The 25,313-nt window shown below is 72.3% G+C and carries 28 protein-coding genes; 3 read left to right on the forward strand and 25 right to left on the reverse strand.

Going from position 1 to position 25,313, the window contains the following annotated elements:
* Positions 1-118 precede the first annotated feature (118 nt).
* From AACH10_RS20425 to nifB, 19 genes are all read right to left on the reverse strand, one after another.
* Positions 119-1,102 carry an LLM class flavin-dependent oxidoreductase gene (locus tag AACH10_RS20425; protein WP_341412354.1) on the reverse strand — a complete coding sequence of 328 codons (984 nt, stop codon included), beginning with the start codon at positions 1,100-1,102 and terminating at the stop codon, positions 119-121.
* 17 nt (positions 1,103-1,119) lie between these two features.
* Positions 1,120-1,476 (reverse strand): ribonuclease HepT family protein, encoded by a 357-nt coding sequence (locus AACH10_RS20430; RefSeq protein WP_341412355.1) that lies wholly within the window; start codon positions 1,474-1,476, stop codon positions 1,120-1,122.
* A 1-nt stretch (position 1,477) separates the two neighbouring features.
* Positions 1,478-3,289, reverse strand: a complete 1,812-nt coding sequence (locus AACH10_RS20435; protein ID WP_341412356.1) for an ATP-binding protein — start codon at positions 3,287-3,289, stop codon at positions 1,478-1,480.
* Positions 3,290-3,299: 10 nt separating this feature from the next.
* Entirely contained in the window at positions 3,300-4,733 is a 1,434-nt protein-coding gene (locus tag AACH10_RS20440; RefSeq protein WP_341412357.1) for a (Fe-S)-binding protein, read from the reverse strand.
* Positions 4,730-6,415, reverse strand: coding sequence for a flavin monoamine oxidase family protein (locus AACH10_RS20445; protein ID WP_341412358.1), 1,686 nt, complete (start codon positions 6,413-6,415; stop codon positions 4,730-4,732). The genes AACH10_RS20440 and AACH10_RS20445 overlap by 4 nt, the downstream gene beginning before the upstream one ends.
* 18 nt (positions 6,416-6,433) lie before the next feature.
* Positions 6,434-6,742 carry a 2Fe-2S iron-sulfur cluster-binding protein gene (locus tag AACH10_RS20450; RefSeq protein WP_341412359.1) on the reverse strand — a complete coding sequence of 103 codons (309 nt, stop codon included), beginning with the start codon at positions 6,740-6,742 and terminating at the stop codon, positions 6,434-6,436.
* Between the two features lie 53 nt (positions 6,743-6,795).
* A complete protein-coding gene (locus tag AACH10_RS20455) occupies positions 6,796-7,650 on the reverse strand; it encodes an SIR2 family NAD-dependent protein deacylase (protein WP_341412360.1) in 855 nt (284 codons plus the stop codon).
* A 23-nt stretch (positions 7,651-7,673) separates the two neighbouring features.
* Positions 7,674-8,822 carry a DegT/DnrJ/EryC1/StrS family aminotransferase gene (locus AACH10_RS20460; protein ID WP_341412843.1) on the reverse strand — a complete coding sequence of 383 codons (1,149 nt, stop codon included), beginning with the start codon at positions 8,820-8,822 and terminating at the stop codon, positions 7,674-7,676.
* 87 nt (positions 8,823-8,909) lie between these two features.
* Complete coding sequence (locus AACH10_RS20465; protein WP_341412361.1) at positions 8,910-9,212, reverse strand: hypothetical protein; 303 nt, start codon at positions 9,210-9,212, stop codon at positions 8,910-8,912.
* Positions 9,213-9,224: 12 nt separating this feature from the next.
* Positions 9,225-9,437 (reverse strand): putative nitrogen fixation protein NifT, encoded by a 213-nt coding sequence (gene nifT / locus AACH10_RS20470; RefSeq protein ID WP_341412362.1) that lies wholly within the window; start codon positions 9,435-9,437, stop codon positions 9,225-9,227.
* A gap of 58 nt (positions 9,438-9,495) precedes the next feature.
* Positions 9,496-10,713, reverse strand: a complete 1,218-nt coding sequence (locus tag AACH10_RS20475; protein ID WP_341412363.1) for a cysteine desulfurase family protein — start codon at positions 10,711-10,713, stop codon at positions 9,496-9,498.
* A 4-nt stretch (positions 10,714-10,717) separates the two neighbouring features.
* Positions 10,718-11,098, reverse strand: a complete 381-nt coding sequence (locus tag AACH10_RS20480; RefSeq protein WP_341412364.1) for a DUF3024 domain-containing protein — start codon at positions 11,096-11,098, stop codon at positions 10,718-10,720.
* Positions 11,095-11,379: a nitrogen fixation protein NifZ gene (locus AACH10_RS20485; protein ID WP_423228641.1), complete on the reverse strand. Its 285-nt coding sequence runs from the start codon at positions 11,377-11,379 to the stop codon at positions 11,095-11,097. Before AACH10_RS20485 ends, AACH10_RS20480 begins: the two co-directional genes overlap by 4 nt.
* Positions 11,379-11,726, reverse strand: a complete 348-nt coding sequence (locus AACH10_RS20490; RefSeq protein ID WP_341412365.1) for a nitrogen fixation protein NifZ — start codon at positions 11,724-11,726, stop codon at positions 11,379-11,381. The genes AACH10_RS20485 and AACH10_RS20490 overlap by 1 nt, the downstream gene beginning before the upstream one ends.
* Entirely contained in the window at positions 11,719-12,600 is an 882-nt protein-coding gene (locus tag AACH10_RS20495) for a 4Fe4S-binding leucine-rich repeat protein (RefSeq protein WP_341412366.1), read from the reverse strand. The genes AACH10_RS20490 and AACH10_RS20495 overlap by 8 nt, the downstream gene beginning before the upstream one ends.
* A gap of 14 nt (positions 12,601-12,614) precedes the next feature.
* On the reverse strand, positions 12,615-13,253 hold the full coding sequence (locus tag AACH10_RS20500) for a hypothetical protein (RefSeq protein WP_341412367.1): 639 nt from the start codon (positions 13,251-13,253) through the stop codon (positions 12,615-12,617).
* Positions 13,254-13,358: 105 nt separating this feature from the next.
* Positions 13,359-13,757, reverse strand: a complete 399-nt coding sequence (locus AACH10_RS20505; protein ID WP_341412368.1) for a HesB/IscA family protein — start codon at positions 13,755-13,757, stop codon at positions 13,359-13,361.
* A gap of 45 nt (positions 13,758-13,802) precedes the next feature.
* Positions 13,803-13,997, reverse strand: a complete 195-nt coding sequence (locus AACH10_RS20510; protein WP_260791115.1) for a 4Fe-4S binding protein — start codon at positions 13,995-13,997, stop codon at positions 13,803-13,805.
* Between the two features lie 38 nt (positions 13,998-14,035).
* The gene (nifB, locus tag AACH10_RS20515; RefSeq protein ID WP_341412369.1) at positions 14,036-15,613 is read right to left on the reverse strand and encodes a nitrogenase cofactor biosynthesis protein NifB; all 1,578 of its coding nucleotides are present in this window, start codon (positions 15,611-15,613) and stop codon (positions 14,036-14,038) included.
* Positions 15,614-16,096: 483 nt separating this feature from the next.
* On the opposite strand from nifB, the gene AACH10_RS20520 reads away from it, so the two are divergent.
* The 3 genes from AACH10_RS20520 (at position 16,097) to AACH10_RS20530 (ending at position 19,146) form a co-directional block, all read left to right on the forward strand.
* Positions 16,097-17,149: a hypothetical protein gene (locus AACH10_RS20520; RefSeq protein ID WP_341412370.1), complete on the forward strand. Its 1,053-nt coding sequence runs from the start codon at positions 16,097-16,099 to the stop codon at positions 17,147-17,149.
* Entirely contained in the window at positions 17,139-18,224 is a 1,086-nt protein-coding gene (locus AACH10_RS20525) for a DUF6976 family protein (RefSeq protein ID WP_341412371.1), read from the forward strand. The genes AACH10_RS20520 and AACH10_RS20525 overlap by 11 nt, the downstream gene beginning before the upstream one ends.
* A 112-nt stretch (positions 18,225-18,336) precedes the next feature.
* Positions 18,337-19,146, forward strand: coding sequence for a VOC family protein (locus tag AACH10_RS20530; protein ID WP_341412372.1), 810 nt, complete (start codon positions 18,337-18,339; stop codon positions 19,144-19,146).
* Here AACH10_RS20530 and AACH10_RS20535 read toward each other — a convergent pair.
* The 6 genes from AACH10_RS20535 to AACH10_RS20560 form a co-directional block, all read right to left on the reverse strand.
* Positions 19,083-19,907, reverse strand: a complete 825-nt coding sequence (locus tag AACH10_RS20535; RefSeq protein ID WP_341412373.1) for a CoA-transferase — start codon at positions 19,905-19,907, stop codon at positions 19,083-19,085. The genes AACH10_RS20530 and AACH10_RS20535 overlap by 64 nt on opposite strands.
* Positions 19,904-20,800, reverse strand: a complete 897-nt coding sequence (locus tag AACH10_RS20540) for a CoA transferase subunit A (protein WP_341412374.1) — start codon at positions 20,798-20,800, stop codon at positions 19,904-19,906. The genes AACH10_RS20535 and AACH10_RS20540 overlap by 4 nt, the downstream gene beginning before the upstream one ends.
* 358 nt (positions 20,801-21,158) lie before the next feature.
* Entirely contained in the window at positions 21,159-21,758 is a 600-nt protein-coding gene (mobA, locus tag AACH10_RS20545; protein WP_341412375.1) for a molybdenum cofactor guanylyltransferase MobA, read from the reverse strand.
* On the reverse strand, positions 21,755-22,351 hold the full coding sequence (locus AACH10_RS20550) for a TorD/DmsD family molecular chaperone (RefSeq protein ID WP_423228647.1): 597 nt from the start codon (positions 22,349-22,351) through the stop codon (positions 21,755-21,757). Before AACH10_RS20550 ends, mobA begins: the two co-directional genes overlap by 4 nt.
* A 59-nt stretch (positions 22,352-22,410) precedes the next feature.
* A complete protein-coding gene (locus AACH10_RS20555) occupies positions 22,411-24,639 on the reverse strand; it encodes a 4Fe-4S dicluster domain-containing protein (RefSeq protein ID WP_341412377.1) in 2,229 nt (742 codons plus the stop codon).
* The gene (locus AACH10_RS20560; protein WP_341412378.1) at positions 24,545-25,261 is read right to left on the reverse strand and encodes a DUF3306 domain-containing protein; all 717 of its coding nucleotides are present in this window, start codon (positions 25,259-25,261) and stop codon (positions 24,545-24,547) included. Before AACH10_RS20560 ends, AACH10_RS20555 begins: the two co-directional genes overlap by 95 nt.
* Positions 25,262-25,313: the final 52 nt, after the last annotated feature.

The following is a 25,313-nucleotide window of genomic DNA, read 5'->3' on the forward strand; positions in this document are numbered from 1 at the left end:
CCGAACAGCGCAGCGGTGATGGTGCGCCGTGCCGGGGTGGCGGGCAAGGCGCCAAACCCCGAGGTCAAGCTCGGCCCACCCACGTTCCAACCCGATGCCCCACCCCACGCAGGCGCCTTCAATCGTCCAGCAGCGGCCGCACCTCGTCGACGAAGGCGGCGAGGATGTGCTTGTGGGTGTCGAACTGGCCCGAGGTGGGCACGATGGCCACGCGGCTGGCGCCGTGGGTGCTGGACAGGGCGCTGAAGCGCTGGGCCACCTCGGCATGGCTGCCCACCAGCGATTCGGCCAGCAGGGCCTCGGGGTCGGTGGCCAGGCTGCGCGCGGGGTCGGCGCCCCAGCCGGCGGCCTTGGCGCGCAGGGCAAAGCTTTCCAGGTAGGGGCGGGCGATGGCCACGGCCGCGTCGTGCGTGTCGGCGCTGCAGGCAAAGCGCGCCAGCAGCAGTGGCGGGGCGGCCAGGCCGGCGGCGGCCGCGGCCTCGCTGGCGATGCGGTGGGCGCGCAGCACCCGGGCCTGCGTGTGCGTGGCGGCGGCCACCACGCCCCAGCCTTGCGCGCCGGCATGGCGCAGGCCGGATTCGTCGTCCGCGGCCAGCCAGGTGGGGATGTGCGGGCGGCCGAGCGCGGGCACCAGGCCGGCGCTGCCGGGCTGGGCCTGGGGCGTTCGCGGCGTGCCCAGGATCTGCTGCAACTCGGCCATCACGGTGATCAGCCGGTCGCGCGCGGTGGCGGGCGTGAGGCCGTGCGTGGCCAGCAGGCCGGGCTGGGCCGCGCCGCTGGCCACGGCCAGTTCCAGCCGGCCCTTGCTCAGCAGGTCCAGCGTGGCCAGGTCTTCGGCCAGCGGCTGCGCGCGGCGCAGCGCGGGCAGCAGCGGCAGCGCGCCGATGCGCGCCTTGGTGGACGCGGCCGCCAGGTGCCCCAGCAGCGCCACGATGGCGCTTTGCGGCCAGGCGCCGTCGGCATGGTGCTCGCCCAGCCAGATGTCGTCGTAGCCCATGCGGTCGGCCTCGCGCACCAGCACGAACTGGCGGATCAGTGCGCGGCCCGCCTCGGCACTGGGGTTCTCGCTGAGGGCCAGGTAGCCCAGGTCAGGAATCGCCATGCTGGTTGCTCTCCCACTCAGTATCCGGATTCGAACCACACCGGCTGCTTGCGGCGCAGCTCGGTCAGCAGGTCCATGGTCTGCGGCACCAGGCCGTTCACCGCGTACCAGATCTCCTCGCGCCGGGGCTGGATGCCGTGGCGCAGCTTCTCGTGCAGCGCGCTCCAGCCCAGCCAGTCCACCTGGGCCAGCTTCTGGTGCAGCACCGGCGTCACGTTGCCCAACGTGTGGGCCATGATCAGCAGTTGGGCTTCCACGGCGCGCAGGGTCAGCGCGCTGGCGAACAGCTCCTGCTCATCCTGCATCTCGGCGGTGAGTGTGCGGATGGCCTTGCCGCAATCGACCACGATTTCATACAAGGACCGGTGGTACATGTCAGCCACCCTCCAGCGCAGGCTCGTCCACCGGATGCGCGTCCAGCGCCCGGAACAAGGCGCAGCGCGCAAACACCGCCAGCGTGGGCGCCAGCGCCTGGTGGCGGCAGGTCTTGGCCACCAGCTTGGCCAGGCCCTTGATGTCGCGGCCGGTGGCCTGCGGGTAGGTGGCGGCCAGGGTGGCGATCAGCGCATCGTCGATGGCCAGCTCGAACTGCTGGGCCATCACGCGCCAGATGCGCTCGCGCGCGGCATGGTCGGGCGCGTGGTAGCGGATCAGTGCGATGCAGCGGCTGACGATGGCCTCGTCGATGTCGTCGATGCGGTTGGTGGTGAGGAACAGCAGGCCGTCGAAGTACTCCAGCACGCGCAGGAACACGCCCACCACGGCATTGGCGGCGATGTCGTCGCTGCGCTTGCGGATGTAGACATCCGCCTCGTCGATCAGCATCACCGCGCCCCAGCGCTGGGCCCGGGTGAGCGCCTCCTTCAGCGCCTGCTCCATCTGCGCCACGTTCAGGCCCAGCTGGCCCGAATGGACGCGGTACAGCGGCCGGCCGATGACCTCGGCATACACCTCGGCGGTCAGCGTCTTGCCCACGCCCGGCGGGCCGGCGCACAGCACGGTGGTGCCGCCGCCCTTGCCGGCCACCACGTCGTCCATCAGCACGTCCATCTCGGCGGTGAGGATGTCGATCAGGTCGGTCTGCTCGCGCGGCAGCACCAGCTTGCCCTTCAGCTCGGGCGCGTACACATGCGGCTGCATGTCGTCCACATGCACCCACAGGTGCTGGTGCAGCTCCAGGTGGAACATGAACAGGTAGCCGTGCACCGGCAGCCGCGTGAACAGCGGCGTGCCGGCGTCCGCCAGGGCCTGCAGCTGGGCCTTCAGATCGCTGCACTCGTGCTCGTATTCGTAGTCGCTGCTCTTGCCGGCCTTGCGCAGGTAGGGGCCCAGGATGTCGCCGGGCGCATCCAGCAGCGCGGCGCGCGGCGGCAGGATGCCTTCGTCGTTCACCAGCCGGGCGCTGCCGCCGCCCGAGGCCAGCACGATCTGGTCCTTGCGGCTCCAGTCGGTGTCGCGGTGCGTGGCGTTCGGGTCTTCGGCATGGAAGCCCGTGCCGCTGGCATTGAACAGCGCGCCGTAGCGGCCGTGCCAGGCGGCATAGCGCTCATTGGTGGCATCGCAGGCGGCCAGCAGCTCAGGCGTCTCTTTCAAGAATCCCTTGGCGGCCAGCAGCTCGGCGATCGTGGGGCCGGCGTCGGCCGGGCCGGCCAGCGCGCGCAGATCGGCATCGGCCACGCGCAGCGTCTGGCTCAGCACGGTGGCCTTGGCCTGGGCCTTCAGCTCCACCATCAGCTTGGCGTTCTCTTCCGACGAGCCGGCCACGAAGTCGATGCGCGTCACCACCCAGGGCAGCGGCTTGCCGTCGGCATTGGTGGCGAACAGCCAGCCGCGGCCGTTGACATCGGACGCGTACTTCCCGCGCGCGCGGTCAGCGTGCGCGTTCTTCATCAGGTAGGTGACGAACGCCGGCAGCAGCGCCTCCAGCTCGCTGCCGGGGGCGAAGCGCGGTTCGGTCGCGCCATCGCGCAGTGCCGACACCAGCGCGCGCAATTGCGCGGCGCGGCCGGTCAGCGCGGCGCCGGCCTCGTCGTACAGCCGGGCCAGCATCTCCAGCGCATCCAGCGGCAGGCTGCCGGCGGTCAGTTCCACGCGGTGGCCGTAGCGCAGCGGGTCACGCAGCATGTGCAGCGACGGGAAGGCCAGAGCCAGGGCCTGCACCTGGTGGCGGTCGAGTTGCAGCTTCATCAGTGGGCCTTCATCGAGCGGACCGCGCCACCGGCAGCGCGGCCTGCAGCAGCTGGGCCAGGTGCAGGCTCTCGCGCTGCGCGCCGTCGCGGATCTGGTGGCGGCAGCTGGTGCCGCTGGCCACCAGCAGGGCCTCGGGCGCGGCGGCGCGCACGGCGGGCAGCAGCGACAGCTCGGCCATGGCCAGCGAGTCGGCATGGTGCTCGGCTTCGTAGCCGAAGCTGCCGGCCATGCCGCAGCAGCTGGACTCGATCCACTGCACCTGCAGCTGCGGCACCTGGGCCAGCAGCTTGCGCAGGCTCTTGAGCGTGCCGAAGGCCTTCTGGTGGCAATGGCCGTGCACCAGCGCGGTGGCCGGCAAGGCCTGCAGCGGCAGGCTCAGGCGCTTGGCATCGAGCTCGCGGGCCAGGTACTCCTCCAGCATCAGGGCCTGGCGCCCCAGGGCCTGCACCGCGTCGGGGTCCAGGCCCATCAGGTGCACCTCGTCGCGCAGCATGCTCAGGCACGAGGGCTCCAGGCCGATCACCGGCCGGCCGGCGGCCAGGTGCGGCGCCAGCGCGGCCAGCAGCGTGCGCGCCTGCTCGCGCGCGCGGTCCACAAACCCGGCCGACCAGGCGGCGCGGCCGCAGCACAGTGCGTCCTTGCCATCTTTGGCGGGGGCCGCCACCACCGGATGCACCACCAGGCCGGCAGCGCGCAGCACGTCCACGGCAGCCTCGGCCACCGCCGGGTCGAGGTGGTTGGCAAAGCAGTCGACCAGCAGCGCCACCTCGCGCGGCGCGGGTGCCGCGGGTGCCGGGGCAGCACCGGCGGCGGGTGATGCCGGCACGGCAGGGGCCGAGGCGCGGGCGGCACGCTGGTCGAAAGGCTGCGCCGCCGGCACGGGCAGCGAGCGCTGCGCCGCGATGCCGGTCAGCCGCTCGCCCAGCCGCGCGAGCAGCGGCATGCGGTTGCGCAGTGCGATCAGCGCGCGCAGGCCGGGCACGGCGGCCACGCGCGGCAGCCACTGCGGCAGTGTGGCGAACAGCCGCGTGCGCCGCGACGGCGCCTGCGTCTGCCAGCGCTGGGCCAGCGTCTCGGCGCGCAGCGCGGCCATGTCCACGCCGTTGGGGCATTCGCGCTTGCAGCCCTTGCAGGCCACGCACAGGTCCATGGCCGCGGCCAGCTCGGGGCCGGCGAAGGCCTGCGCGCCCAGTTCACCGTCCAGCGCCTGGCGCAGCGCGGCGGCGCGGCCGCGGGTGCTGTGCAGCTCGTCGTGGCGGATGCGGAAGCTGGGGCACATCACGCCCTTGTCGCCCGGCTCGCCGCGCGCCTTCTGGCACTGGCGGCTGCCGATGCACAGCGCGGCGGCCTTGCCGAAGCCGTCGCCGCTTTTCGGCACGGCGGCATAGGCGTCACCCTCGCCGTAGGCGTCGTAGGCGCGCCAGTCCAGCGCCAGCTTCATGCCCTGGCCTGCTGCAACTGCTGGTTGGCGTCGAGCGCGAAGGCCTGCCACGCGGCCGCCAGGTCACGCCGGATCACGCGCACGTACTCGCCGTCGGGCCGGTGCTCGAACGGAAAGTTCGACAGGGCGCAGCTGGTGGCGTTGAAGCGCAGCGCCTCGGCCAGCAGCTCGTCGGCCAGGCCCATGAAAGGCTGCAGCACCTGCGGCGTGAGCGCATGGCGCCCGGCCTCCACCGGCACCAGGTGGGTGGGTGCCGGCAGGCTGGCCAGATCGGCCAGGGCCTCCTGGTACAGCGATTCCAGCGCGCCCAGCAGCGCACGCTGGGTCAGCTGCGCCACCTGCTGCTGCGACAGCGATTGGTGCAGTTGCTGGCGGTAGCGGGCGAAGGCCTCCTCGCGGCCCTGCTGCACGCGCTGGGTGTAGGCCTGCAACGCCAGGGCCAGCGCGGCCTCGTCGAGGGCAGGGGCGGGCGGCGTGACGGTCGAGGTGGTCGATGTGGCGGGTGCGCCAGGCGCGTTCGATGCAGACTGGACCGGTTCGGTGAGCTGCCGACGCAGGCGGCCGGCACTGGCCAGCGCGCCCTCCAGGTAGCCACCGCCCTGGCGTGCGGTCTCGCTGCCACCCAGCCACAGCCGGCCTTGCCACAACGCCGATTGCAGCGCGGCGTCGCCATACGGCGGATGCTGGCCGGCCAGGGCTTCCTGTGCCAGGTCGAGGCTGCTGCAGGTGAGCGGCTCGGTGGCCCAGTCGTGCAGCTGCGGCGTGCCGGCCTCGGCCTCCATGCCGAACAGCATGCCCACCTGGCTGTCGATCAGCAGCGGCATGCCGGCGCTGAACTGCGCGCGCTGCGCCACACCCAGCGCCACGAAGCCGGCGAGTGCCGACGCCTGCGCGGCAGGGCCTGCCGGATCAGCGCTGGCGTCGTACACCTCGTCCAGCACGGCCTGCGGGTGCGTCACCCAGGCATTGCCGGCCAGGCCGGCATCGCGCCAGGCGGCGCGGCCGCAGGGCACGGCGGCCTTGGCTGCGGTGGCCATCCAGGTGGGGGTGGACTGCATGGCCTGCAGCACATCGGCCGGCAGCGCGGGCTCGAAGCCGATGCGCTCGGCCGCCACGCGCGGCGGCAGGCACAGCACCACGCGGCGGGCCAGCACGGTGTTCCGGCCTTGCGCATCCTGCAGCTGCAGGCTGACATGGCTGCCGTGGTCGGTCACGCGCTGCAAGGTCTGGCCCTGCTGCAGGCGCGCCGGCGGCAGGGCCTGACTGAGGGCCTGAACCAGGCCGCTCATGCCGCCGGTCAGGCGCCGCGCGCCGCCGTGCACGCTGCCCGGCGTGGCCGGGGCGTCCTCGCCGGTGGCCAGCTGGCCGGTGGCGGCATCGAAGGCCAGGGCACGCGGCTGGCGGTTGGGGTCGTCCAGCAGCAGCACGCGGCCGTCGTCGGGCTGGGCCACGCTGTCCAGGCCCAGGTCATCGACCAGGCGGCTGATCGAGGGATGGCGGTCGGGCCAGTACCAGGCCGGGCCCAGGTCCACGGCCTGGCCGTTGGCCAGCGTGGTGGTGAGGATGCGTCCGCCCAGCCGGGGCCGGGCCTCGAACAGCACCCAGTCGATCTGGCGGGCGTGCAGGCTGTGGGCCAGCGCCAGGCCGGCCAGCCCGCCGCCGATGATGGCGACGTTGTGCATGGAACTGCCCCGGGTGCCTCAGAACCCGGACAAGGCGCCGAGCAGCTCGACCGTCACCGGCTCGGTGCCCAGCAGCGTGACCTGGCAGGCCAGGCGCGACTTGCTGCCCACGCCGACCAGGCTGTCGAGCTTGGCGTTCTCGTCGGGCGTGAGCTTGCTGACGCCCTTGCGGCCTTCCTTGACGAAGACGTGGCAGGCGCCGCACTTGGCCACGCCGCCGCACTTGCTGACCAGCTGCTCGCCGGCGGCGAGGATGGTCTGCAGCAGGTTGGCGCCGGCTTCGAATTCGAAGGTCTTGCCCGAGGGTTGCAGGGTGAGGGTGGTCATGGTCTTCTCCTGGCGAGGGGTGGGGTGGGGATGTGGGACGCGTCGCGGGCGCGTCAGGCGGCCTGTGCGGCGGGTGCGCCGGCCACCAGCTGCGCGGCCACCTCGGCCAGCGGCAGTGCGATGCGGGTGATGCCCTGCTCCTCCAGGAAGCGGGCTTCCATGCGCGTGGGCTCGTCGGCCATCACGGCGTAGTGCGGGCCGCCGCTGCGCTTCATGATCTGGCGCGCGAAGGCACGCGGCAGCTGGTCGTTGAAGCGGCAGCCCAGGAACACGAAGCCCAGGCTGGCGCGGCGCGCCTGCACCAGCGCGGGGATGGGCGTCTGGATGTCGATCTCGGTGAGCACCTCGACGAAGTCGGTGTCCGAGACCAGGAAGTTGGCCGCCGGCGCATGCGCGCCCCAGGGCTTGTAGAGCACGGTGGGCGCGGCCAGCTCGTCGGGGCTGGGCGTGCCATCGGCCGCGTACCAGCCGGTCCAGGTACCGAAGTGCTCGCTCTGGCTGAGGCCCTGCACCTCGCTCCAGCCGCTGGTGCGGGCGGCGGCCAGCGCGCTGCGCAGCGTGTTGTCGTACCAGGTGTCGACGATCAGCGGCGCCGGCAGGGCCGCCAGCCAGCGGTGCAGCGCCGACGGCCCGGGCACGGTGGCGTAGGCCTCGGTCATGTAGGCCACCAGCGTCTTGCGGTGCTTGAAGTTCTCGATGAACTGGGCCACCGCGGTGACGCGGTTGCGGATCTTGCCGGGCACCGAGCTCTTGCCGGCCAGCACCGCGGCCAGAGCCAGCGGATCGGCCGGCGGCGTGGCGCCCTCGCACAGCGCCAGCAGGCCGGGGCCGAGGTAGGGCGCCAGGGTGCCGGCGGCCAGGCCCTCGGCAATGGCGGCGGGCAGGGTGGTGACGGTGGCGAAGCTCATGGCGTTCTCGCGGTTCGGGGGAATCAGTAGATGGCGGCGCCCGCACCGACGTTGATCGACGCGTCCTTCATCGTCTTGACGATGAACTGCACGTGGTCGGGCGTGAGGTGGCCGTGGAAGGGCAGGGCGATCGCGCGGTCGGCGATGCGCTCGGTGAGCGGGAACTGGCCGCGGTGCCAGCCCTGCTGCTGGTAGGCGAACTGCTGGTGCAGCGGCTGGCAATACAGGGCCGACTCGATCTCCTCGACGGCCAGGTCGTCGATGATCTGCTGGCAGGCGCTGACCGTGAAGCGCTTGCCCAGGTGCACCAGGAACAGCATCCAGTGCACCTCGTCGACATCGGGCGCCACGTACGGCGGCTTGATGCCCTCGAAGCTCTGCATCTGCTCCAGGTACAGCGCCTCCACCGCCTTGCGCCGCGCCAGGATCTCGGGCAGGCGCGCCAGTTGGCCGGCGGCCAGTGCGGCGGTGGGCTCGCTCATCGCGGCCTGCAGCGGCACGCGCGAGCCCACCGACACCGAGCGCCGGTCGCTCAAAGATCGGCTGCGCAGGTAGCGCAGTTCCATGGCCAGCGTGTCGTCGTCGGTGACCACCATGCCGCCCTCGCCGCAGCACAGGGCCGAGGGCTGCGAGAAGTCGAACACCGAGGCATCGCCGAAGCGGCCCACCCGCTGGCCCTTCCAACGCGAGCCGATGGCCTCGGTGCTGTCCTCGATCAGGGCCAGACCGTGGGCCTGGGCCAGCGCGCGCAGGCCGCCCCAATCGGCCGGATGGCCGTTGATGTTGCTGCCGATGATGGCCTTGGTGGCGGGCGTGATCTGCGTGGCCGCGCGCGCCGGGTCCAGGCAGCCCGACCAGTAGTTGATGTCGGCGAACACCAGCTTCGCCCCCACCAACGTGGCGGCATGCGCCACCTGGTGCCAGGCATGGGGCGAGGCGATGACTTCCGCGCCCGGGCCGATGCCGAGCGCGCGCAGCACCAGCAGCGTGCCCAGCGTGCCGCTGGCCACCGACACCGCATGCTTGCGCCCGAGATAGGCGGCAAAGCTTTCCTCAAAGTGCTCGACCATTGCCCCGCCCGACAGCCGCGGCTGCTGCAGCGCGCGACTGACCAGCGTGAGCTCGACCTCGCTGATGTCGGGGTCGCTCAGCAGCAGGCCATCCTCGGGCAAACCGATCTCTTCAAAGCCGTCATCGCCTTCGGGCAGATCGGTCTCTGCAGTGGCGGGCAAGGCACTCATGGTCAGTCTCCGGAAGATTCAGCGATCGACGACGAACAGGCCGGAGACTTGCGCCGGGTCCTGCGTCACCTGCCAGCAGTGGCCGTCGCTGCTGCCGAAGTACAGCGCGCGGCGGCTGCCGGCGATGGCCGGGGCCTCGCCGCGCATGTCGAAGGCATCCACCACCACGACGCGCAGCGGTGCAAAGCGCTGGCGCAGCGCGGCGGCGGCCTCGCGCACGGTGCTGCCGCCATCGGCCAGGCCGATGGCCTCGGCCAGCGTGGCGGTGTCCCAGGTGAGGGCGGTGGGGGCCGCGGCGGCAGGGGCGGTGGCGGTGTCCATGGCCGGCCGCCTTCAGTCGCCCGACAGGCGCTTGGCCTCGACCGTGATCGGCAGCGAGGTGCCGGCGGCCATCTCGGGCAGGGCCAGCACCCAGCCATTGGCCAGGGTCACGTTGCCGCCCCACAGATCGGGCTTCTCCTGCTCGACCACCGGCTCCTCCAGGTCCTTCTTCGGCACATAGGCCGAGAGCACTCCGGCGGCATTGCGGCGCATCATCACTTTCATGGGAATCCTCGGTGGGCGGGTCAGAATGGGGTGGATCGGTGGCGCTCGGCGGCTGGCGTCAGGCGGCCAGGGCATGGGCGGCAGCGCCGGGCTGCAGCGTGGCCACCGATGACGGGGTGAACGCGGGCACCGTGAAGCCGGCGTCGGCCAGCATCGGGCCGACCGCGCGGTGCACGCCGGCCACGGTGGCCTCGATGTCGGCGGCAGTGGTGTCGCGGCCCAGCGAGAAGCGGATGCCCGATTGCGCCTGCTCGGGCGTCTCGCCCATGGCCAGCAGCACATGCGAGGGCGCGGTGCCGGCGGCTGTGCAGGCCGCGCCGCTGGACACCATCACGCCGGCGCGCTCGAGCTTGCCGAGCACGGGGTCGCTGTGCAGCGGGCCGAAGCGCACGCACAGCGTGTTGGGCAGGCGCGGCACCTGGGCGCCGTAGACCTGCACCGCGGGCAGGGTGCGCAGCAGCTCGGCCTGCAGGCGGTCGCGCAGCGCGGCCATGCGTGCCAAGTCGTCGTCCAGCGTCTGCGCGGCGCGGTCGCAGGCGGCGGCGAAGCCGGCGATGCCGGGCGTGTTCTCGGTGCCGCCGCGGCGCTGGCGCTCCTGGCGGCCACCCAGCAGCGCCGGCAGCGCCAGGCCCTTGCGGATGAGCAGCGCGCCCACGCCCTTGGGGCCGTGCAGCTTGTGGGCCGAGACGCTCAGCAGGTCGACACCGCTGCTGGCGAAGTTCAGCCGCGCCTTGCCTACCAGCTGCGTGGCATCGGCATGCAGCCAGGCGCCGCAGCCGTGGGCCAGCGCGGCCAGTTCGGCCAGCGGCATCAGCACGCCGGTCTCGTTGTTGGCGCCCATCACGCTGACGATGGCCACGTCGGTTCCCATCAGCGCCTGCGCAGCGGCCAGGTCCACGCGGCCCTGGCGGTCCACCGGGATGCGGCTGACAGGCACGCCCTGCGCCTCCAGCCGCGTGGCCAGCGCCATCAGGCCGGGATGCTCCACGGCCGACAGAACCAGGCGCGTGCGGCCCTCGGCGGCGCGGGCCTTCAGCGCGCCCTCGATGGCCATGTGGTTGGATTCGGTGGCGCCGCTGGTGAACACCAGCTCGGCGCCGGCACAGCCCAGGAAGCGCGCCACGCGGGCCCGTGCATCGGCCAGCAGGCTGCGTGCGGCCTGGCCGGGGGCGTGCATCGACGAGGGGTTGGCCCAGGCGCGCTCCAGCGCGTCGACCATTTCGCCGATGACCTCGAGCGCGGGCTCGGTGGTGGCGTTGTGGTCCAGGTAGATCATGGCCTTACTTCCAGAAGACGCGTTCGGTGTCGGTGCACACCAGCGTGATGGCCTGCGGCAGCGTCAGGTCGCTGCGCCGCAGCACCCAGCGGCCGGCGGCGTGGTCGCAGGCATGCAGGTGCCAGCGGCCGGGCTGCGCGGCATCGGGCTCGAACCAGGCGATGTCGATCTCGCCGCCCTCGCGGTCGATGTTGCGCGAGCAGTTGGGGCTGACGATCTTCCAGCCGCGGCCCTCGCGCTGCACGCGCGGCTGCACGTACTTGTAGCGCTCGCGGCTGGGCAGCGCGCGCACGATGCGCTGCCAGTCCAGGTCGAACAGCTCGGCCATGCCAGGCGCCGCGCGCAGCGGCCCGTCGTGCGGCTCGGACATGGCGGCCGTGTTCATGGCGCCACGCCGGCGGCCAGCAGGGCCTGCGCCTCGGCGCTGTGGGCGGGCAGGATCTCGTCCTCGGTGCAGCCCAGCACCACCAGGCCGAAGTCGACCATGTACAGCGGGATGTTGGCTTCGGTGTGGTGGCCGATCTGCACGATCTCGCCCGGACCGCCGGCCACGATGACCAGCTGGTCTTCGGGCACGTCGGGCAGGCTGCCGTCGTTGTAGAGGTCGGTGGCGGCCACCACCTCCAGGCCCCAGGGGTACTTGGGGGCGCGCGGTTCGATCATCATCAGGTGGCTCCGTTCAGGATGGCGGCGTCGGCGCCGAAGCGTTCGGACAGCTGCGCCACCACCTCGGGCGGCAGGTTGTCAAGCGTGCACAGCTCCTTGGCGCGCATGCCCACGCGGTGGCCCGAGTCGACGAACTCCACGGCGTAGATGTAGAACTGCTGCAGGAAGGTGCCGATCGAGCGCACGTAGCCGATCTCGCCCTTGTGCACCAGCACCTCGCCGATGTCCTTGCCGTTGTAGGTGCCGTCGTTGCGGATCACGCTGCGGCTGATGACGCGCTCACCCATCGTGAAGCGCGGGGGCGAGGCGATCTCGATCGCATCATCGTCACGGGCAATGTCAGCCATGGTCGGTGTCCTCGGCGGGCGGTGATGGCGGATGAAGGGGCTGCGCGGCCGCGCCCAGCAAGGCCCGGCGGGCTTCGGCCTGGGCGCGAACCTCGGCGTCGCTGTCCTGGCGCAGCTGCTCGAGCACCGGGCCCACGGCGCGGCCGGCCGCGGTCCAGCGCACCAGGAAGTCCTCGTCGGTGGCCAGGGGTTGCAGCAGCGGCGCGGGCAGGCGCTCGGCGACCACGCGGCGCACCTCGGCGGCGGGGTCTTCCACCAGGCGCGACAGGGCCGGCATGGGCACGCGGCGCGCCACCTCGATGCGCACCTGGGCATCCGCGTCGTGCAGCATGATCGGCAGCAGCGCCTCGGGCAGGCGGCGGGCCACGATGCGGCGCACGTCGTAGTCGGCGTCGCGCATCATCGTGGGCAGCTCTTCATCGGGCAGGCGCTGGGCCACGCGGATGCGCACCTCGCGGTGCGGGTCGCTGCGCAGCCGTGCCAGCAGGCGCAGCGGCACGCGCAGGGCCAGTTGCAGGCGCACCGTCTCGTCGGGGTCGTCCAGCATGGCCGGCAGGCGGAACACATCGGCATGCCGCGCGGCGATGGCGCGCACCTCGAAGTACGGGTGCGTCAGGTGCGCGTCGGCCAGTGCCGGGTGGCTGCGGAAGAAGCGGTCGATGCGGCGCGCATAGGCGTCCTGCATGCAGCAGCGGCCGGGCTCGCAGCCACCGGCGGCACGCAACTCGGCATGCGTGCAGGCGGCGCAATCCAGCGGCGCGCCATCCCAGGCCTGGATCGGGATGTCGCCTTGCCCGGGCGCGGGCTGCAGGCCGGCGCTGCCTGCTGGCGCAGCCGCCGTGTGAGCGGTGGTGGGGGCCAGCAGAGGGCTCATGGCGTGGTCTTTCGTCAGGCGCTGGCGACCGCCGCCGGCGCCGCTGGCGTGACCGACGCGGTACGCGCCCAGGCGGCAGCGCCGAACACCGCGGCCGGCGCGGGCTGCTCGTCGATGTCTTCGCCGGCGGCGGCGGCCAGTGCGCGCAGGCGCACGGTCTCCAGCAGTGCGGCGCCCACGCAGTCGTCGGGATCGATGGCGCGCAGCTGGGCCAGTGCGTCACCGGCCTCGGCCAGGTCGTTCAGGCGCAGGCTCAGGTAGGCATAGCCCTTGAGCGTGAACAGGTAAAAGCGCGTGCGCGCATCGGTGCGCAGATCGGCCGCGGCCAGGCCCACCTGCGTGTGCAGCGGCTGGCGCGGCACCTCGCGCCACAGGGCCGGCAGGCCCAGCGAGCGCGCGCCCACCACCAGCGCGCGGCGCGCCACATCGCGCGCAGCGGCCAGGCGGTGGCCGTAGAAGTGGTGGCGGTAGAAGGCGATCAGCACCGCCGGGTGCTCGGGCGCCAGGTCCTGCGCCTTCATCAGCAGGGCCATGGCGCGCATCGGGTCGCTGCTGCGGTGCTGCCCGGCGGCCGCCAGCGCGGCTTCGGCCAGCGGCGGCAGGCCACCACCGAGCACGGCGGTGTCGAAGTCCAGGTCGGCGTTGACGTCCATGATGGCGTTGCTTGACGGTGAGCGAAGCGGCCTCAGGCCCGCCGGGCCGCCCCAAGGGCCTGAGCGCCCCCTCGGGGGGCAGGAGCGAAGCGACGTGGGGGCACGTCAAACCTTCGCGACGCGGCGGATCGAGTCGAGCGAGACGCTGGCCTGGGCCGGCGCGCTGGCGGCCGGGGCTTCGCCCGAGCTGCTGCAGCCGCAGGCGGCCTGGTTCGGGTTCACGAAGGTCAGGCCGCTCTTGGTGGGCGTGTCGGCAAAGTCGATCGTCACGCCGTCGAGCAGCAGTCGGCTTTCGGCCGGCAGGAACACGCGCAGACCGTTGACGGTGACATCGGCATCACCGTCGCGCGGTGCCGCCTCCACCGTGAACTCGCTCGAATAACCCGAGCAACCGCCCGGCGTCACCGTCAGCCGGAAGCCGCCGGCCGGGGTCTCGGAGAAACGCACCATGCGGCGCATGAACTTCTCGGCGGCGGCGGTGACGGTGAACTGGGGTTGCAGCATGTTTGTCTCGCGGGTTCGTTTGGTGGAGGCGCGCCTGAGCGGAGCTCAGGCCTTCTTGATGCAGTTGTCGACGGGGCAGACGGCGACACATTGGGGGGAATCGAACTGGCCTTCGCACTCGGTGCACTTGGCCGGATCGATGATGAAGGTGCCGCCCTTTTCACGGATGGCGACGTTGGGGCACTCGGGCTCGCAGGCCGAGCAGCCGGTGCACATGGAGGCGATGATCTTGAGGGCCATGGTGATCTCCGGTTAGGTGGTGGGGAGTGGGTCGGGGGTCAGGCGGCCGCTTCGGCGGTGCCGGTGTAGGCGCCCTGGCGGATGCTGGCGTCGCCGCGCGGCTGGTGCGTGATGGCGCCGCTGGCGATGCGCTGGCGGTAGTCGGTGAACCAGCTGAGCGCGGCCTTCTCGATGAACTCGTGCGCGTACTGGTCCACCGGCTCGATGCCGGCGGCCTTCAGTTCGTCACGCGGGCAGGCACCGATCTTGGACACCAGCACGGCGTGGCAGTCGTTGATGGCGTTGACGATGGACGGCAGTTGCTCGTCTTCGCCATAGCCGCCCTGGCAGTACAGGTCGACGCGGCGGTGGCCGACGAACAGCGCCTCGCCCTGGCTCACCTCGAAGATCTGGAACTCGGTGGCGTGGCCGAAGTGCTGGTTGACCTTGCCGTGGCCTTCGGTGGCCACCGCCACCAGCAGCTTCATATCAGGGTCGACACCGTCGTCCACCGCGGCGCTGGCCAGGGCCGCGCGCTTGGCATCCACCTGGGCCTGGCGCTCGGTTTCTACCGCGTTCTGGTAGTTGCGGCGCTTGTCCAGGTCGTACACCACTTCCATCTGCTCGATCTTGTCGAGCGTGAACTCTTCCGAGCGGTCCTCGCCCAGCAGGCCCACGGCATCGGCACGGCACTGGCGGCAGTGGCGCATCAGGTTGGCGCCACCCATGCACGCATCCTGCACGGCCTTCAGCTCCTGCGCGGTGGGGCCACGCTGGCCGTTCAGGCCGAAGTAGGTGCCATGCTCGGGCTCGGAGATGAGCGGCATGATGTTGTGCAGGAAGGCACCGCGCTTCTTCACCTCGCGGTTCACCTCGATCAGGTGCTCGTCGTTGATGCCGGGGATCAGCACCGAGTTGATCTTGGTGAGCACGCCGCGGGCGGTCAGCATCTCCAGGCCCTGCATCTGCTGCTCGTGCAGGATGCGGGCGGCCTCGTAGCCGGTGACGCGCTTGTGCTCCCAGAAGATCCACGGATAGATCTTCTCGCCCACCGCCGGGTCGACCATGTTGATGGTGATCGTGACGTGGTCGATGTTGTACTTGCAGATCTCGTCCACCAGGGCCGGCAGGGCCAGGCCGTTGGTCGACAGGCACAGCTTGATGTCGGGTGCCTGCTCCTGCAGCATCTTGAAGGTGTCGAAGGTCTTCTTCGGGTTGGCCAGGCTGTCGCCGGGGCCGGCGATGCCCAGCACGGTCATCTGCGGGATCTCGCTGGCGACCGCGACCACCTTCTTGACGGCCTGCTCGGGCGTGAGCTTCTGGCTCACCACGCCGGGTCGGCTCTCGTTGCTGCAGTCGTACTTGCGATTGCAGTAGTTGCACTGGATGTTGCACGCCGGGGCCACGGCCACGTGCATGCGGGCATAGTGGTGGTGCGCCTCTTCCGAGTAGCACGGGTGGTTCTTCACTTTGTCCCAGATTTCCTGGGGCATGTCGTCCGGGCCGGCGGAGGTGCCGCAACTGGCCTTGCCCTCGCCACCGGTGGTGCCGCAGCCTCCTCCGGTTTCGACGACGGTACTGACGGCTTGGTGGCCTTTGCGAAGGTCACCGATCGAAACGAAGGCAGTGTTGCTCATGGCACGGGCCTCGGGGGTGGGGTGTGATGCCCCGTCATTGCGAGACGCGTGCCAGCGAATCGCCAGGCAAAAGTTGTTCAGAATCAATGACTTGTCGGGCTGTCGCGGCTGTCGGTCCTGGTGTGTTTCACGACAAATTCGACAGCGCCGGGCCGTGGACTGCGGGCTGCGACCGTGCGTCCGGCCGGCCCCCCGCAGCCAGGGGGCGGGCCGCCCCGGGCAGGCGCAGCCGTTGCGCGCTGGGCCACGCTGGAGCAGTGTGGCGTGTGCCCGCAGCGCGTTCTGTGCGAGGCCTGGGCAATGCGTCGGCGGGCTGCGCCAGCGCGGGCCAGCGCGCCGGGCGCCCTGCGCCAGCGTGCAGCAGGCGGCGGGGTTAGCACGGGCTGGCCGGACGCGGTGCTGACACGCAGGATGCGCGGCCGCTGAACCACCAGGCGCCGCCGCTTCGCATGCAGGGCAGGCGTCCGCCGGAGACCTGACACCATGGCCACTGCCGACGCGCCGCTGCTGGCGCAATTGCTGGGCATCCGCCCTCCCTGGACCGTGCTGGCGGTGCTGCCGTCGGCCGATCTGCGCGTCGTCACCGTGCAGGTCGGCCGGCAGCGGCCTGCGCCGCGCTTCTGGGTGCGGCGCGAGCCGCCGCCTGCGTGGCGCCACCGCCGCTGGGAGCACCTGCCGCTGCTGGGCCAGCGCTGCCAGGTGCTGCTGTCGCTGGCGCCCGACGAGGCGGCGCCCGAGGCACCCTGGACGGGCGAGGAGGGCCAGCAGTTCAGCCGGGCGCTGTCGCGGCAGGTGATCGATCTGCTGCTGGCCGGCGCCACCATCGAGCAGCTGTGCGTGCTGCTGAAGCTGCCGGTGGCCGACCTGTGGCGCTTCAAGTTCCGGCTGGAGGGTGGCGGTGCGCCGGCGCCGGCAGCCCCGGCCCAGGCAGGGGTGGCCACCGCGGCATCGGCGACGCGGGTGCCGGTGGCCGCTGTGGCCGCGCCACCGGCGCCGCAGCCCAGGCCGGTCATGGCGGTGCCGGCCACGCCTGTGCCGGTGGCCACATCGCCGCTGTGGCGCGCACTGCTGCTGGGGCGCGTGGCGCTGGAGGTGCGGGCGCTGAGCCTGCGCCTGCTGCTGTCCAAGCTACAGCGCGAGGCAGCGCTGCACCAGGACGCCGACCTGCATGCCCAGGCCGCTGCCGACCTGCACCGCTACGTGCTGCGCAACCAGGCCACGCTGGGCCATGAACTGGCGCAGCTGCATGCACTGGCCCAGGGGGCGGATGGCGGCCTGGGCGATGCCGCCGCGCGCGGCGCGCTGCCGGCCGTGACCGATCCGTTGTGGATGGAGCTGCTGCAGGGCCAGCGTGCGCTGGAGGTGCGCGCGCTGGGGCTGAAGCTGCTGCTGTCCAAGCTGCGCAACCAGATCGACGTGATCCACGACGACGAGGTGCGCATGGTCAAGCTGGTGGAGCTTCACCGGTACTTCGAACGCAATCAAGCCATGCTGGGCCATGAGCTCGCACAGATCGGACGTTGGCATGCTCACTGACACCCTGCCTTTTCTGCCCGCCACTGTCGCGCCCGATGCGCCGGCGTGGGCCCCTCACGGCGCCAATGGTCTGGTGCAGTCTCTGATGGGTGTGGCCGAGGCGGCAGCGCTGGTGCGCAGCGGCCGGCCCTGCTGCATTGCCGGCGACGCGCAGGCCCTGCGCAGCCTGCCGCCCGGGCGCTGGATCGGCGGCAGCATCCCGTACTTCATGGCCGAGCAGGGCGGGCTGTGCAGCCGTGAGCAGGTGTTCGTCACCGAGCTGCCGCAGCTGCCGCCGGGTGCGGGCGACGGCGCCTGGGTGCAGCGCTACACGCGCGAGACGCTGTCGCGCGTGTGCACCGATGCGCCGGCGCATGGCTTCTCGCTCATCGTGCTGCCGGCCTTCTCGGCCGTGCACGAGGCCTTCGCGCAGGAGGCGCCTGACTACCCCGAGATGTACCAGCGCCCGCTGCTGGGCTGGGTGGCCGGCTTGCACCTGGACGACCTGGGCCAGGCCCTGCCGGGGGTGATGCACGGGCCCGACGGCCGCTGGCTGCACGACGAGGCGGTGGTGCTGCACGTGCCGGTGTCGCCGGCCCTGCAGGCCCACCTGGACATCGTCAACCCGTTCGAGCCGAGTTCCGGCCCCGGCATCGTGTTCGATGCGGGCGGCTTCAGCGCGGGCGATTGCCTGATCGACGGCCAGCCGGCCAACCTGCACGACTGGCTGCTGGCCGGCGGCGCCGACACGCGCCTGCCGCTGGTGGCCGACTACTGCGGTGCGATGGTCAACGTGAGCATCAAGGCGCTGGACGCCGCGGCCCACCGGGTGGACTTCTATGCGCCGGTGTTCCCCGGCGTGGTCTACCGCTGCGCGCGGCCGTTGCCCGACTACGTGGCTGCCTTCGAGCGCGCCCTGGCGCGGCAGCAACCCCCCGGCACACTGGTGATGAGCTGCAACTGCATCCTCAACTACCTGCATGGCGGGTTGGAGGGGCGCACGCTGGGCGCGATGCGCGGGCCGGCCACCTTTGGCGAGATCGCCTACCAGCTGCTGAACCAGACCCTGGTGTACCTGACGCTGGTGGAGGCCTGAGCAGGGCGCGCGGCCTGTCACCTGCGGATCAGGCCGGGCTGCCGGGGCGGCATAGAGTGGCGGGCACCCGCCGCGTCACCGTCCGGCCAGGCGGTCCACCAGGAGGCCTGCCATGCGCATCCGCCAGATCGTCTTCGCCGCCGCTGACCTGGCGCGCAGCCGTGCACTGCTGTCCCAGGTGCTGCAACTGTCAGCGCCGTTCCGAGACCCTGGCGTGGCCGAGTTCGGCATCGACAACGCGGTGTTCTGCTTCGGCGACCAGTTCATCGAGGTGATCTCGCCGACGCAGCCCGACACCGCCTGCGGCCGCCACCTGGCACGGCTGGGCGACGGCGGCTACATGCTGATCCTGCAGACCGACAGCCTGGCGCGCGAGCGCGCGCACCTCGACGCGCTGGGCGTGCGCCGCGTGTGGCAGGCCGAGTTCGACGACATCGCGGCCATGCACCTGCACCCCAAGGACATTGGCGGCGCCATCGTGTCGCTCGACGAGCCGCGGCCCGCCGCCGCCTGGCGCTGGGGCGGGCCCGATTGGCGCGTGCAGCCCGGTGACGCCGGCCGCCAGCGCGTGCAGGGCCTGACGCTGCGCGCGCGAGACCCCGCTGCACTGGCGCGGCGCTGGGCGCAGGTGCTGGCGCGGCCGGCGCCGCAGCCGCACGGCGCCGGCTGGCGCGTGGCGCTGGACGAAGGCTTTGCCGACTTCGTGGCGGCCCATGACGGCATGGACGCGGTCAGCGGTTTCACGCTGGCCGTGGCCGATGTGGCGGCGGTGTGCGAACGCGCCCGCGCGGCCGGCCTGGCCGTGACCGATTCAGGCGCTGGCTCGGGCACGGGCCCAGACGGCGGTGCACCGCAGGTTCAACTGCTGGGCGCGGCCTGCACGCTGGTGGCCTTGAACACCTTGGCCGCGAACGCCGGGTAGATGTCGGCCATCTGTGCGGCCACCGGGCCGCGCAGCAGGGCCAGCTGCGGCGCAGCGGGCGCCGGCGTGGTGGGCACGGTCTCGGGGCAGTCGAAGTCGAAACCGGTCTGGTCGCGCACCTCTTCCAGCGTGTGGCCGGGGTGCACCGAGCGCAGCGCAAAGCGCCCGGCCTCGCGCTGCCAGTCGAACAGGCACAGGTTGGTGATCAGCGCCACCGGCCCGCCCGGGCGGTGCACGCCCGGCGCCGAGCGGCCCGGCGCGCTGATGAAGTCGACCTGCCGCACCAGCGTGCGGCGGCTGTGCTCCCAGCGGAACAGGATCACCCGCGACACCAGGTAGTACAGGTAGGCCGAGCCGAACGAGCCCGACCAGCGCACGGGCGTGTGCGGGTAGTCGCCGGTGCCCACCAGGTTGATGTTGGCCTCGCCATCGAGCTGGCCGCCGCTGAGAAAGAACGCGTCGATGCGCCCCCGCCCGGCGGCATCGAACAGCTCGGCGCCGCCATTCGTCCAGCGGTTGTGCGCGCGGCTGCCCAGGATGGACACGCGCATTGCCGGCTGGGCCGGATTGCCGCCGGACTGGACGCTCATTTCGCGTGCCAGCAAGGCGCCCGCGCCGGGTACGGGTGACAGCATGCCCACCGCCACATGGCGGCAGCCGGCCAGCAGGCCGGCGATGGCGGCGGCCTGGACCTCCTCAGGGCTGGCCGGCTGGTCGGGGCGCGGGTCGAGGGTGGCGCCGCGGGCGACGGGCGCGTTCATGCGCGGGCCCCGGCGGTGCCTGCGTCCGAGTGCTCAACGGCGCGTTCGCCATACACCTCGCGCCGCAGGTACTCGGCAAACCCCTCGTCACTGAGCGCGGCCTGCTGGTAGCGGCGCACGGCGTCCAGGTCGGTGCGGCCGTCCAGGCCCATCGGCGCACAGCCGCCGGGCGCCAGCGCGATGGCGGTGATGTAGGGCGCCGGAATCACGCCGGCGGCCAGCGCCTCGTCGTCGAAGAAGCAGCCGGGCACCTGCGCCTCGGCCGTCACCAGCACCGTGTTCGCGGCATGGGCGGCCAGCAGGCGGTCGCGGTCGCGGCCGATCCAGGCATTGCCCTCGGCGTCCACCTTGGCAACATGGAAGATGGCCACATCGGCGTTGATGGCCGGCACCAGCACGATGGGGTCGGTCACACCGTCGACGGGCAGGGTGCCGGGGGCTGCGAAGGGGTTGGCGATCACGCGGTAGTCGGCGCGATGGCGCTGGATGTCGGAGCCAACCAGACCGCGCAGCGGCGCGAAAGGCTGGCCCTTGGCGCCGGCCTGCAGGCCGGCGTACACCGCAGGGCAGGTGGCGTCGATGACCTTCAGCCGGCCGGTCTTCACGGCCTGGCTGAAGCGCGGCGCCGCGCCCAACTCGTGCAGCGAGATGCCCGAGGTTTCCACCGAGGCCACGCAGCCCGCGCCGATCAGCAGATCGACCATCATGCCGCTGGCGGGGTAGGCGGCGGTGGGCAGCGTGACCAGGTGCAGCCGGCGCACGCCGCGGCGGATCAGCGCCCGCGCCAGGGCCATCGGCACATCGGGCTCGTCGCCCTTGTGCACCGTGACGCTGGCGCCGTCGGGCACCTGCGCGGCCAGCGCGTCGACATCGAGCCACAGGGCAGCGGACATGCGGGTCTCCTGGCATCCAGCGGGCCGTCGTTGCGCGGCCACGTCACACCGCAGCTTAAGCGGCCGGGGCTTGCATGCCGAACTGTTGTTCTATACAGTCCCTTGAAAACACTGGATGAAACAACAGGAGTTCGACATGTACGCCCACCTGCGCCAGCACTACACCCCCAAGACCGACCGCGTGCCCGGCTGGCTGCGCCGCATCTGGCTCTGGTGCTGATCGGCCGCCGTCTGGCTGCTGCGCGAGCCCATGGCGGCTCTGCGCGACTCGCCGTACGTCAGTATGGCTGCGTTGCTCGAACCACCCTGAGCCCGCTCGCGACGCCAGCCGATCGCCCGATCGCCGCTGGCGCGGCGCTCAGCCGCCCTGCACGCGCTGCAACTCTTCCAGCGTGTTGGCGTTGACGAAGGCGTCGGCCTCGTCGAACAGCACCTCCACGCAGCGGTGCTGGCCGGTCCAGCGGTCGATGCGGCGTTGACCACCCTGGATGAAGCGCACCAGGCTTTCCATCAGCTCGGTCTTCATCAGGCAGAACACCGGCTGCACCTGCACGCGGCCGTCCTCGGGCGTGGCCACCATCGCGATCTCGGCGTCGGCATCCACCAGCGCCTGCGCCAGGCGCGCCACCAGGTCGGTGGGAAAGCGCGGTGAGTCGCAGGGCACGGTCACCAGATAGGGTGTCTCGCACTGCTCCAGCCCGGCCAGAAAGCCCGCCAGCGGCCCCGGATAGTCGGGCAGCGGGTCGGGCCACACCGGCACGCCCATGGCCTCGTAGGCGCCCAGGTTGCGGTTGGCGTTGACCATCAGCGCGCCCACCTGCGGGCCCAGGCGCAGCACGGCGTTCAGCGCCAGCGGCAGGCCCTGGTAGTTCTGCAGGCCCTTGTCGACGCCGCCCATGCGGCTGCCGCGCCCGCCGGCCAGCACCAGGCCGGTGATCTGCTCGGTGGGGATGCTCATGTTTCCAGCATGTCGAAGCCCTGGGTCTCCACCTCGACGAAGGCACGGGTCAGCGCGGCCAGTTCGCGGGTGAGCTGGGCACGCGGGTGCTGCGCCACCGCGTCGCACATCGCTTCCACCCAGGTCTGCACATGGGCGCGGAAGAAGCGGCGCTGCTGCTCCAGGTTGCACACCGCCACATCGTCGCCGGCGATCAGCCAGCGCATCACCTCGAACACGAAGGCGATGTGGTCCTCGGTCTCGCCGCGCTGCTCGTCGCGGCCCAGGCCCAGCTGCGCCAGGTCGGCCCGCAGCGCGGCCAGCGGCTTCTCGTTCAGAAAGCCCGCCAGGTGGTACGAGCCGTACAGAAACACCTCGGGCTTGCCCACGCCGCCGAACAGCGCGTCGTACTCGGCCGCCGCGGCCTCGGGCGTGGTGGCGCGCATCGCGGCCACCAGGGCCTGCCAGGGCGCTTCCAGGTGGCCGCCCGGCTCGGGCGCCTCGGTCACGGCCACCTTGAACTGCGTCAGCAGCTCGGCATCGGGCGGGCTGAACCACAGCCGCGACAGCAGGCCGTAGAGCTCGGCGCGGGCCAGCTCGTCGTGGTCGTCCATGCTGGCGAAGCCGAGTGCGCGCACGGCGGCGTCGCGGTCCTTGCCGGATGTGTCGGCACTCATAGGTCGGTGATCCGGGTCTCGTTGGGGTTGCTGAACATGTCCACCACGCGGCAGTCCTGGCACATTTTCAGGCGTTCCAGCGCCGCGCCCTGGAAGGCGCTGTGGCCGGCCAGCTTGGCCACCATGTTCTCCACGGCCTTCAGCGTGCCGAAGGGCTTGCCGCATTTCACGCAGGCATAGGGCGGCACCTCGTGCAGCACGCGCGTGGCCTTGCGCGCGCGGCCCTCGTCGGCCAGCAGCAGGCGCGGCTGCAACGTGATGGCCTGCTCGGGGCAGGTGGTGGCGCACAGGCCGCACTGCACGCAGTTCTTCTCGATGAAGCGCAGCTGCGGCCGCTCGGGGTTGTCGGCCAGCGCGCTGGACGGGCAGGCGCCCACGCACGACAGGCACAGCGTGCAGCGCTCGGCATCCACGCGCAGGCTGCCGAACGGCGCACCGGCGGCCGGCAGCGCGATGGCCTCGGGCACGGTGGCCGGGGCCTGGGTGCGCAGGTGGTCGAGCGCGAGCTCCAGCGTGCCGCGCTTGTCGGTCTGCGCGGCCATGGTGGCGGCCTGGCGCACGGTGGTGGCGGGCGCGCAGCGCAGTGCGGCATCCAGCGCCGGCAGGTCGCGTGCGTCGCGCGCTTCGATCAGGCGCAGGTGGCCCTCGCCATAGCCCAGGCCGGCCAGCAGCGCCTGGCCTTGCGCCATCTGCTCGGCCAGCGCCTGGCGGTACTCGGGCGCCTCTTCGGCGGTCAGCAGCACCATCACCTGCGAGGCGCCCTGGGCGATGGCCATCAGCCACAACTCCAGGCCCACGCTGGCGGTGTGCCACAGCGGCACCGGGATCACGCGCGCCGGCAGGCCGTTCACGCTCTTGTCCAGCCGCGCGGCGCGGCCCAGCTCGTCCACCAGCTTCCGGCCCGCGCCTTCGCTGTGCAGCAGCAGCGCGGCGTGGCGCCCGCCGGCGGCGGCATAGGTGCCCAGCAGCGTGCGCAGGCGCTGGCCCTGGTGCGCGGCATCGGGGTAGGCGAAGCGCATCGCGCCGCTGGGGCACACGGTGCTGCACGCGCCGCAACCCACGCACAGCGCCGGCTCGACGATCACGCCGCCGGTGGGGCCGCCGCCCGGGCCCACCGGTGTGGCGGCCGGCAAGGGCGCGCGGCCGCCGGTCTTGCCTTTGAGCAGCGCATCGCTGCGGATCGCGCGGGTGGAGCACACGGCTATGCAGGCGCTGCAGCCGGTCTGCTGGTTGCGGCTGTGCGCGCACAGGCGCTTGTCGTAGTGGAAGAACTTGGGCTTGTCGAACTCGCCCACCAGCTCGCGCAGCGCCAGCAGCGCATCGAACAGGCGACGTTCATGGTCGGCTCCCGGCGGCACATGGAAGTAGCCCTGCGGCGGCTGGTGCTGGCTGAAGGCCGGCGCGGCGCGCAGGTCGAGGATCAGGTCGAAGCGTTCGTCGCTGGCCTGCGGCGCGCGGGCGAAGTCGATGGCGCCGGCGGCGTCGCACACGCGCACGCAGTCGCGGTGGCTCTTGCAGGCCGACAGGTCCACCTGGTAGTCCAGCCCGATCGCGCCCTCTGGGCAGGCCTCGACGCAGGCATTGCAGCGCGTGCACAGGTCCAGGTCGATCGGGTTGCTGCTTTCCCAGGCCACGTCGAACGCGCCCAGCCAGCCCGCCAGCCGCGTGATGCGGCCGCTGTGCACCGCCTGCTCGCGGCGCTGCGCCAGCGCGCTGCCGGCGCCATCGAGCAGCAGGCTCACGTCCAGCTTGTCGGCCAGACGCGCGGCGGCGGCCTCGGCCGCCTCGGCCGGGCCGATGACCAGGCAGCGCCCGCCCGAGCGGTAGGTGTGGGTGGCCACCGGCGCGGCCGGCGGTAGCTGCGCGGCGGCGATCAGCGCCGCCATCTTGGGCGTCGCCTGCGCGCCCTCGCGCGACCAGCCGGCCGTCTCGCGCAGGTTGACGAAGCGGATCGGCTGCTCGGCCACCGGGCGCGCGCCCTCGGTCAGGTCGTTCAGCTCGACGAACAGGCGCTGCTCCTGCGTGCAGGCCACCAGCAACTCGTCGCCGCTGGCGGCCGCCTGCTTGGCGGCGCGCTGGAAGGCCGGTGCCTCGCGCCGGCACAGGCCGGTGTGCAGCGTGTCCAGGCCCTCAGTGCTGGCGCCCGGGCGCCGGCTCAGCACCTGCTGCAGCGCCTTCGGGTCCAGCGGCAGGGTGCGGTTGCAATCGCAGATCAGCGTCTTCATGGGGCAGGGCGTCGGGAGCGTGGGCGGGGACGGGATCAGCGGGGGAGTCGTGCGGGGCCGCCGCCGTGGCGACCGCGGGGTCGTCCGGCGCCGGGCGGGGCGCAGGCTTCGTGGCGTCCTGCTCGTCATCGTCGAACAGGCCGAGGGCACGACTTTGCACCATCTGGCGCAGCATCGAGGCCGGCAGCGGGTCGGGCTTCGAGTAATCGTCGATGTAGATGTCCAGCCCGTCCATCACGTTGAAGTGCGGATCGGTGAACAGCTTCTTCAGCGCCGCGTTCTTGACCTCGGGCTGCACGCCGCGGGCGACGAAGCGCGAGTAGTCGGCGGCATCGGGCGGCAGACGGGCCACGTCGTCCAGCGTGGGCGCGGGTGGTGTGGCGGTTGGCGCCGGGGGCGCCGTCGAGGCGCTGGTCGCGGCGCGGCCGGACACCGACGCGGGCGCGGGCGCGGGCGCGGCCTGGGGCTGGGCGGCGCGCACAGGCGCGATGGCCGCGGGTGCGACGGCCGCGGGTGCGGGTGCGGGTGGCGCAGGCGGCGGGGGCTCCGCCAGCGGCTGGCCCTGGCGGGCCAGTGCCTTGCGCTGCGACCAGCGTGACAGGAACGGGGAGTCGTCGGCCATGGGGCGATGCGGTGGGGCGGGGCCTGGCGGCGGCTCGGCGCGGGCTGCGCCG

This window comes from Pseudaquabacterium inlustre (genome assembly GCF_038066595.1).
GTDB classification, from domain to species: Bacteria; Pseudomonadota; Gammaproteobacteria; order Burkholderiales; family Burkholderiaceae_C; genus Pseudaquabacterium; species Pseudaquabacterium inlustre.

What these genes read in the sequence shown, in the direction of transcription:
- AACH10_RS20425 (WP_341412354.1), bottom strand. Translation starts at nt 1,102, where the DNA reads ATGGCGATTCCTGACCTGGGCTACCTGGCCCTCAGCGAGAACCCCAGT.
- AACH10_RS20430 (WP_341412355.1), bottom strand. Translation starts at nt 1,476, where the DNA reads ATGTACCACCGGTCCTTGTATGAAATCGTGGTCGATTGCGGCAAGGCC.
- AACH10_RS20435 (WP_341412356.1), bottom strand. Translation starts at nt 3,289, where the DNA reads ATGAAGCTGCAACTCGACCGCCACCAGGTGCAGGCCCTGGCTCTGGCC.
- AACH10_RS20440 (WP_341412357.1), bottom strand. Translation starts at nt 4,733, where the DNA reads ATGAAGCTGGCGCTGGACTGGCGCGCCTACGACGCCTACGGCGAGGGT.
- AACH10_RS20445 (WP_341412358.1), bottom strand. Translation starts at nt 6,415, where the DNA reads ATGCACAACGTCGCCATCATCGGCGGCGGGCTGGCCGGCCTGGCGCTG.
- AACH10_RS20450 (WP_341412359.1), bottom strand. Translation starts at nt 6,742, where the DNA reads ATGACCACCCTCACCCTGCAACCCTCGGGCAAGACCTTCGAATTCGAA.
- AACH10_RS20455 (WP_341412360.1), bottom strand. Translation starts at nt 7,650, where the DNA reads ATGAGCTTCGCCACCGTCACCACCCTGCCCGCCGCCATTGCCGAGGGC.
- AACH10_RS20465 (WP_341412361.1), bottom strand. Translation starts at nt 9,212, where the DNA reads ATGGACACCGCCACCGCCCCTGCCGCCGCGGCCCCCACCGCCCTCACC.
- nifT (WP_341412362.1), bottom strand. Translation starts at nt 9,437, where the DNA reads ATGAAAGTGATGATGCGCCGCAATGCCGCCGGAGTGCTCTCGGCCTAT.
- AACH10_RS20475 (WP_341412363.1), bottom strand. Translation starts at nt 10,713, where the DNA reads ATGATCTACCTGGACCACAACGCCACCACCGAGCCCGCGCTCGAGGTC.
- AACH10_RS20480 (WP_341412364.1), bottom strand. Translation starts at nt 11,098, where the DNA reads ATGAACACGGCCGCCATGTCCGAGCCGCACGACGGGCCGCTGCGCGCG.
- AACH10_RS20485 (WP_423228641.1), bottom strand. Translation starts at nt 11,379, where the DNA reads ATGATGATCGAACCGCGCGCCCCCAAGTACCCCTGGGGCCTGGAGGTG.
- AACH10_RS20490 (WP_341412365.1), bottom strand. Translation starts at nt 11,726, where the DNA reads ATGGCTGACATTGCCCGTGACGATGATGCGATCGAGATCGCCTCGCCC.
- AACH10_RS20495 (WP_341412366.1), bottom strand. Translation starts at nt 12,600, where the DNA reads ATGAGCCCTCTGCTGGCCCCCACCACCGCTCACACGGCGGCTGCGCCA.
- AACH10_RS20500 (WP_341412367.1), bottom strand. Translation starts at nt 13,253, where the DNA reads ATGGACGTCAACGCCGACCTGGACTTCGACACCGCCGTGCTCGGTGGT.
- AACH10_RS20505 (WP_341412368.1), bottom strand. Translation starts at nt 13,757, where the DNA reads ATGCTGCAACCCCAGTTCACCGTCACCGCCGCCGCCGAGAAGTTCATG.
- AACH10_RS20510 (WP_260791115.1), bottom strand. Translation starts at nt 13,997, where the DNA reads ATGGCCCTCAAGATCATCGCCTCCATGTGCACCGGCTGCTCGGCCTGC.
- nifB (WP_341412369.1), bottom strand. Translation starts at nt 15,613, where the DNA reads ATGAGCAACACTGCCTTCGTTTCGATCGGTGACCTTCGCAAAGGCCAC.
- AACH10_RS20520 (WP_341412370.1), top strand. Translation starts at nt 16,097, where the DNA reads ATGGCCACTGCCGACGCGCCGCTGCTGGCGCAATTGCTGGGCATCCGC.
- AACH10_RS20525 (WP_341412371.1), top strand. Translation starts at nt 17,139, where the DNA reads ATGCTCACTGACACCCTGCCTTTTCTGCCCGCCACTGTCGCGCCCGAT.
- AACH10_RS20530 (WP_341412372.1), top strand. Translation starts at nt 18,337, where the DNA reads ATGCGCATCCGCCAGATCGTCTTCGCCGCCGCTGACCTGGCGCGCAGC.
- AACH10_RS20535 (WP_341412373.1), bottom strand. Translation starts at nt 19,907, where the DNA reads ATGAACGCGCCCGTCGCCCGCGGCGCCACCCTCGACCCGCGCCCCGAC.
- AACH10_RS20540 (WP_341412374.1), bottom strand. Translation starts at nt 20,800, where the DNA reads ATGTCCGCTGCCCTGTGGCTCGATGTCGACGCGCTGGCCGCGCAGGTG.
- mobA (WP_341412375.1), bottom strand. Translation starts at nt 21,758, where the DNA reads ATGAGCATCCCCACCGAGCAGATCACCGGCCTGGTGCTGGCCGGCGGG.
- AACH10_RS20550 (WP_423228647.1), bottom strand. Translation starts at nt 22,351, where the DNA reads ATGGACGACCACGACGAGCTGGCCCGCGCCGAGCTCTACGGCCTGCTG.
- AACH10_RS20555 (WP_341412377.1), bottom strand. Translation starts at nt 24,639, where the DNA reads ATGAAGACGCTGATCTGCGATTGCAACCGCACCCTGCCGCTGGACCCG.
- AACH10_RS20560 (WP_341412378.1), bottom strand. Translation starts at nt 25,261, where the DNA reads ATGGCCGACGACTCCCCGTTCCTGTCACGCTGGTCGCAGCGCAAGGCA.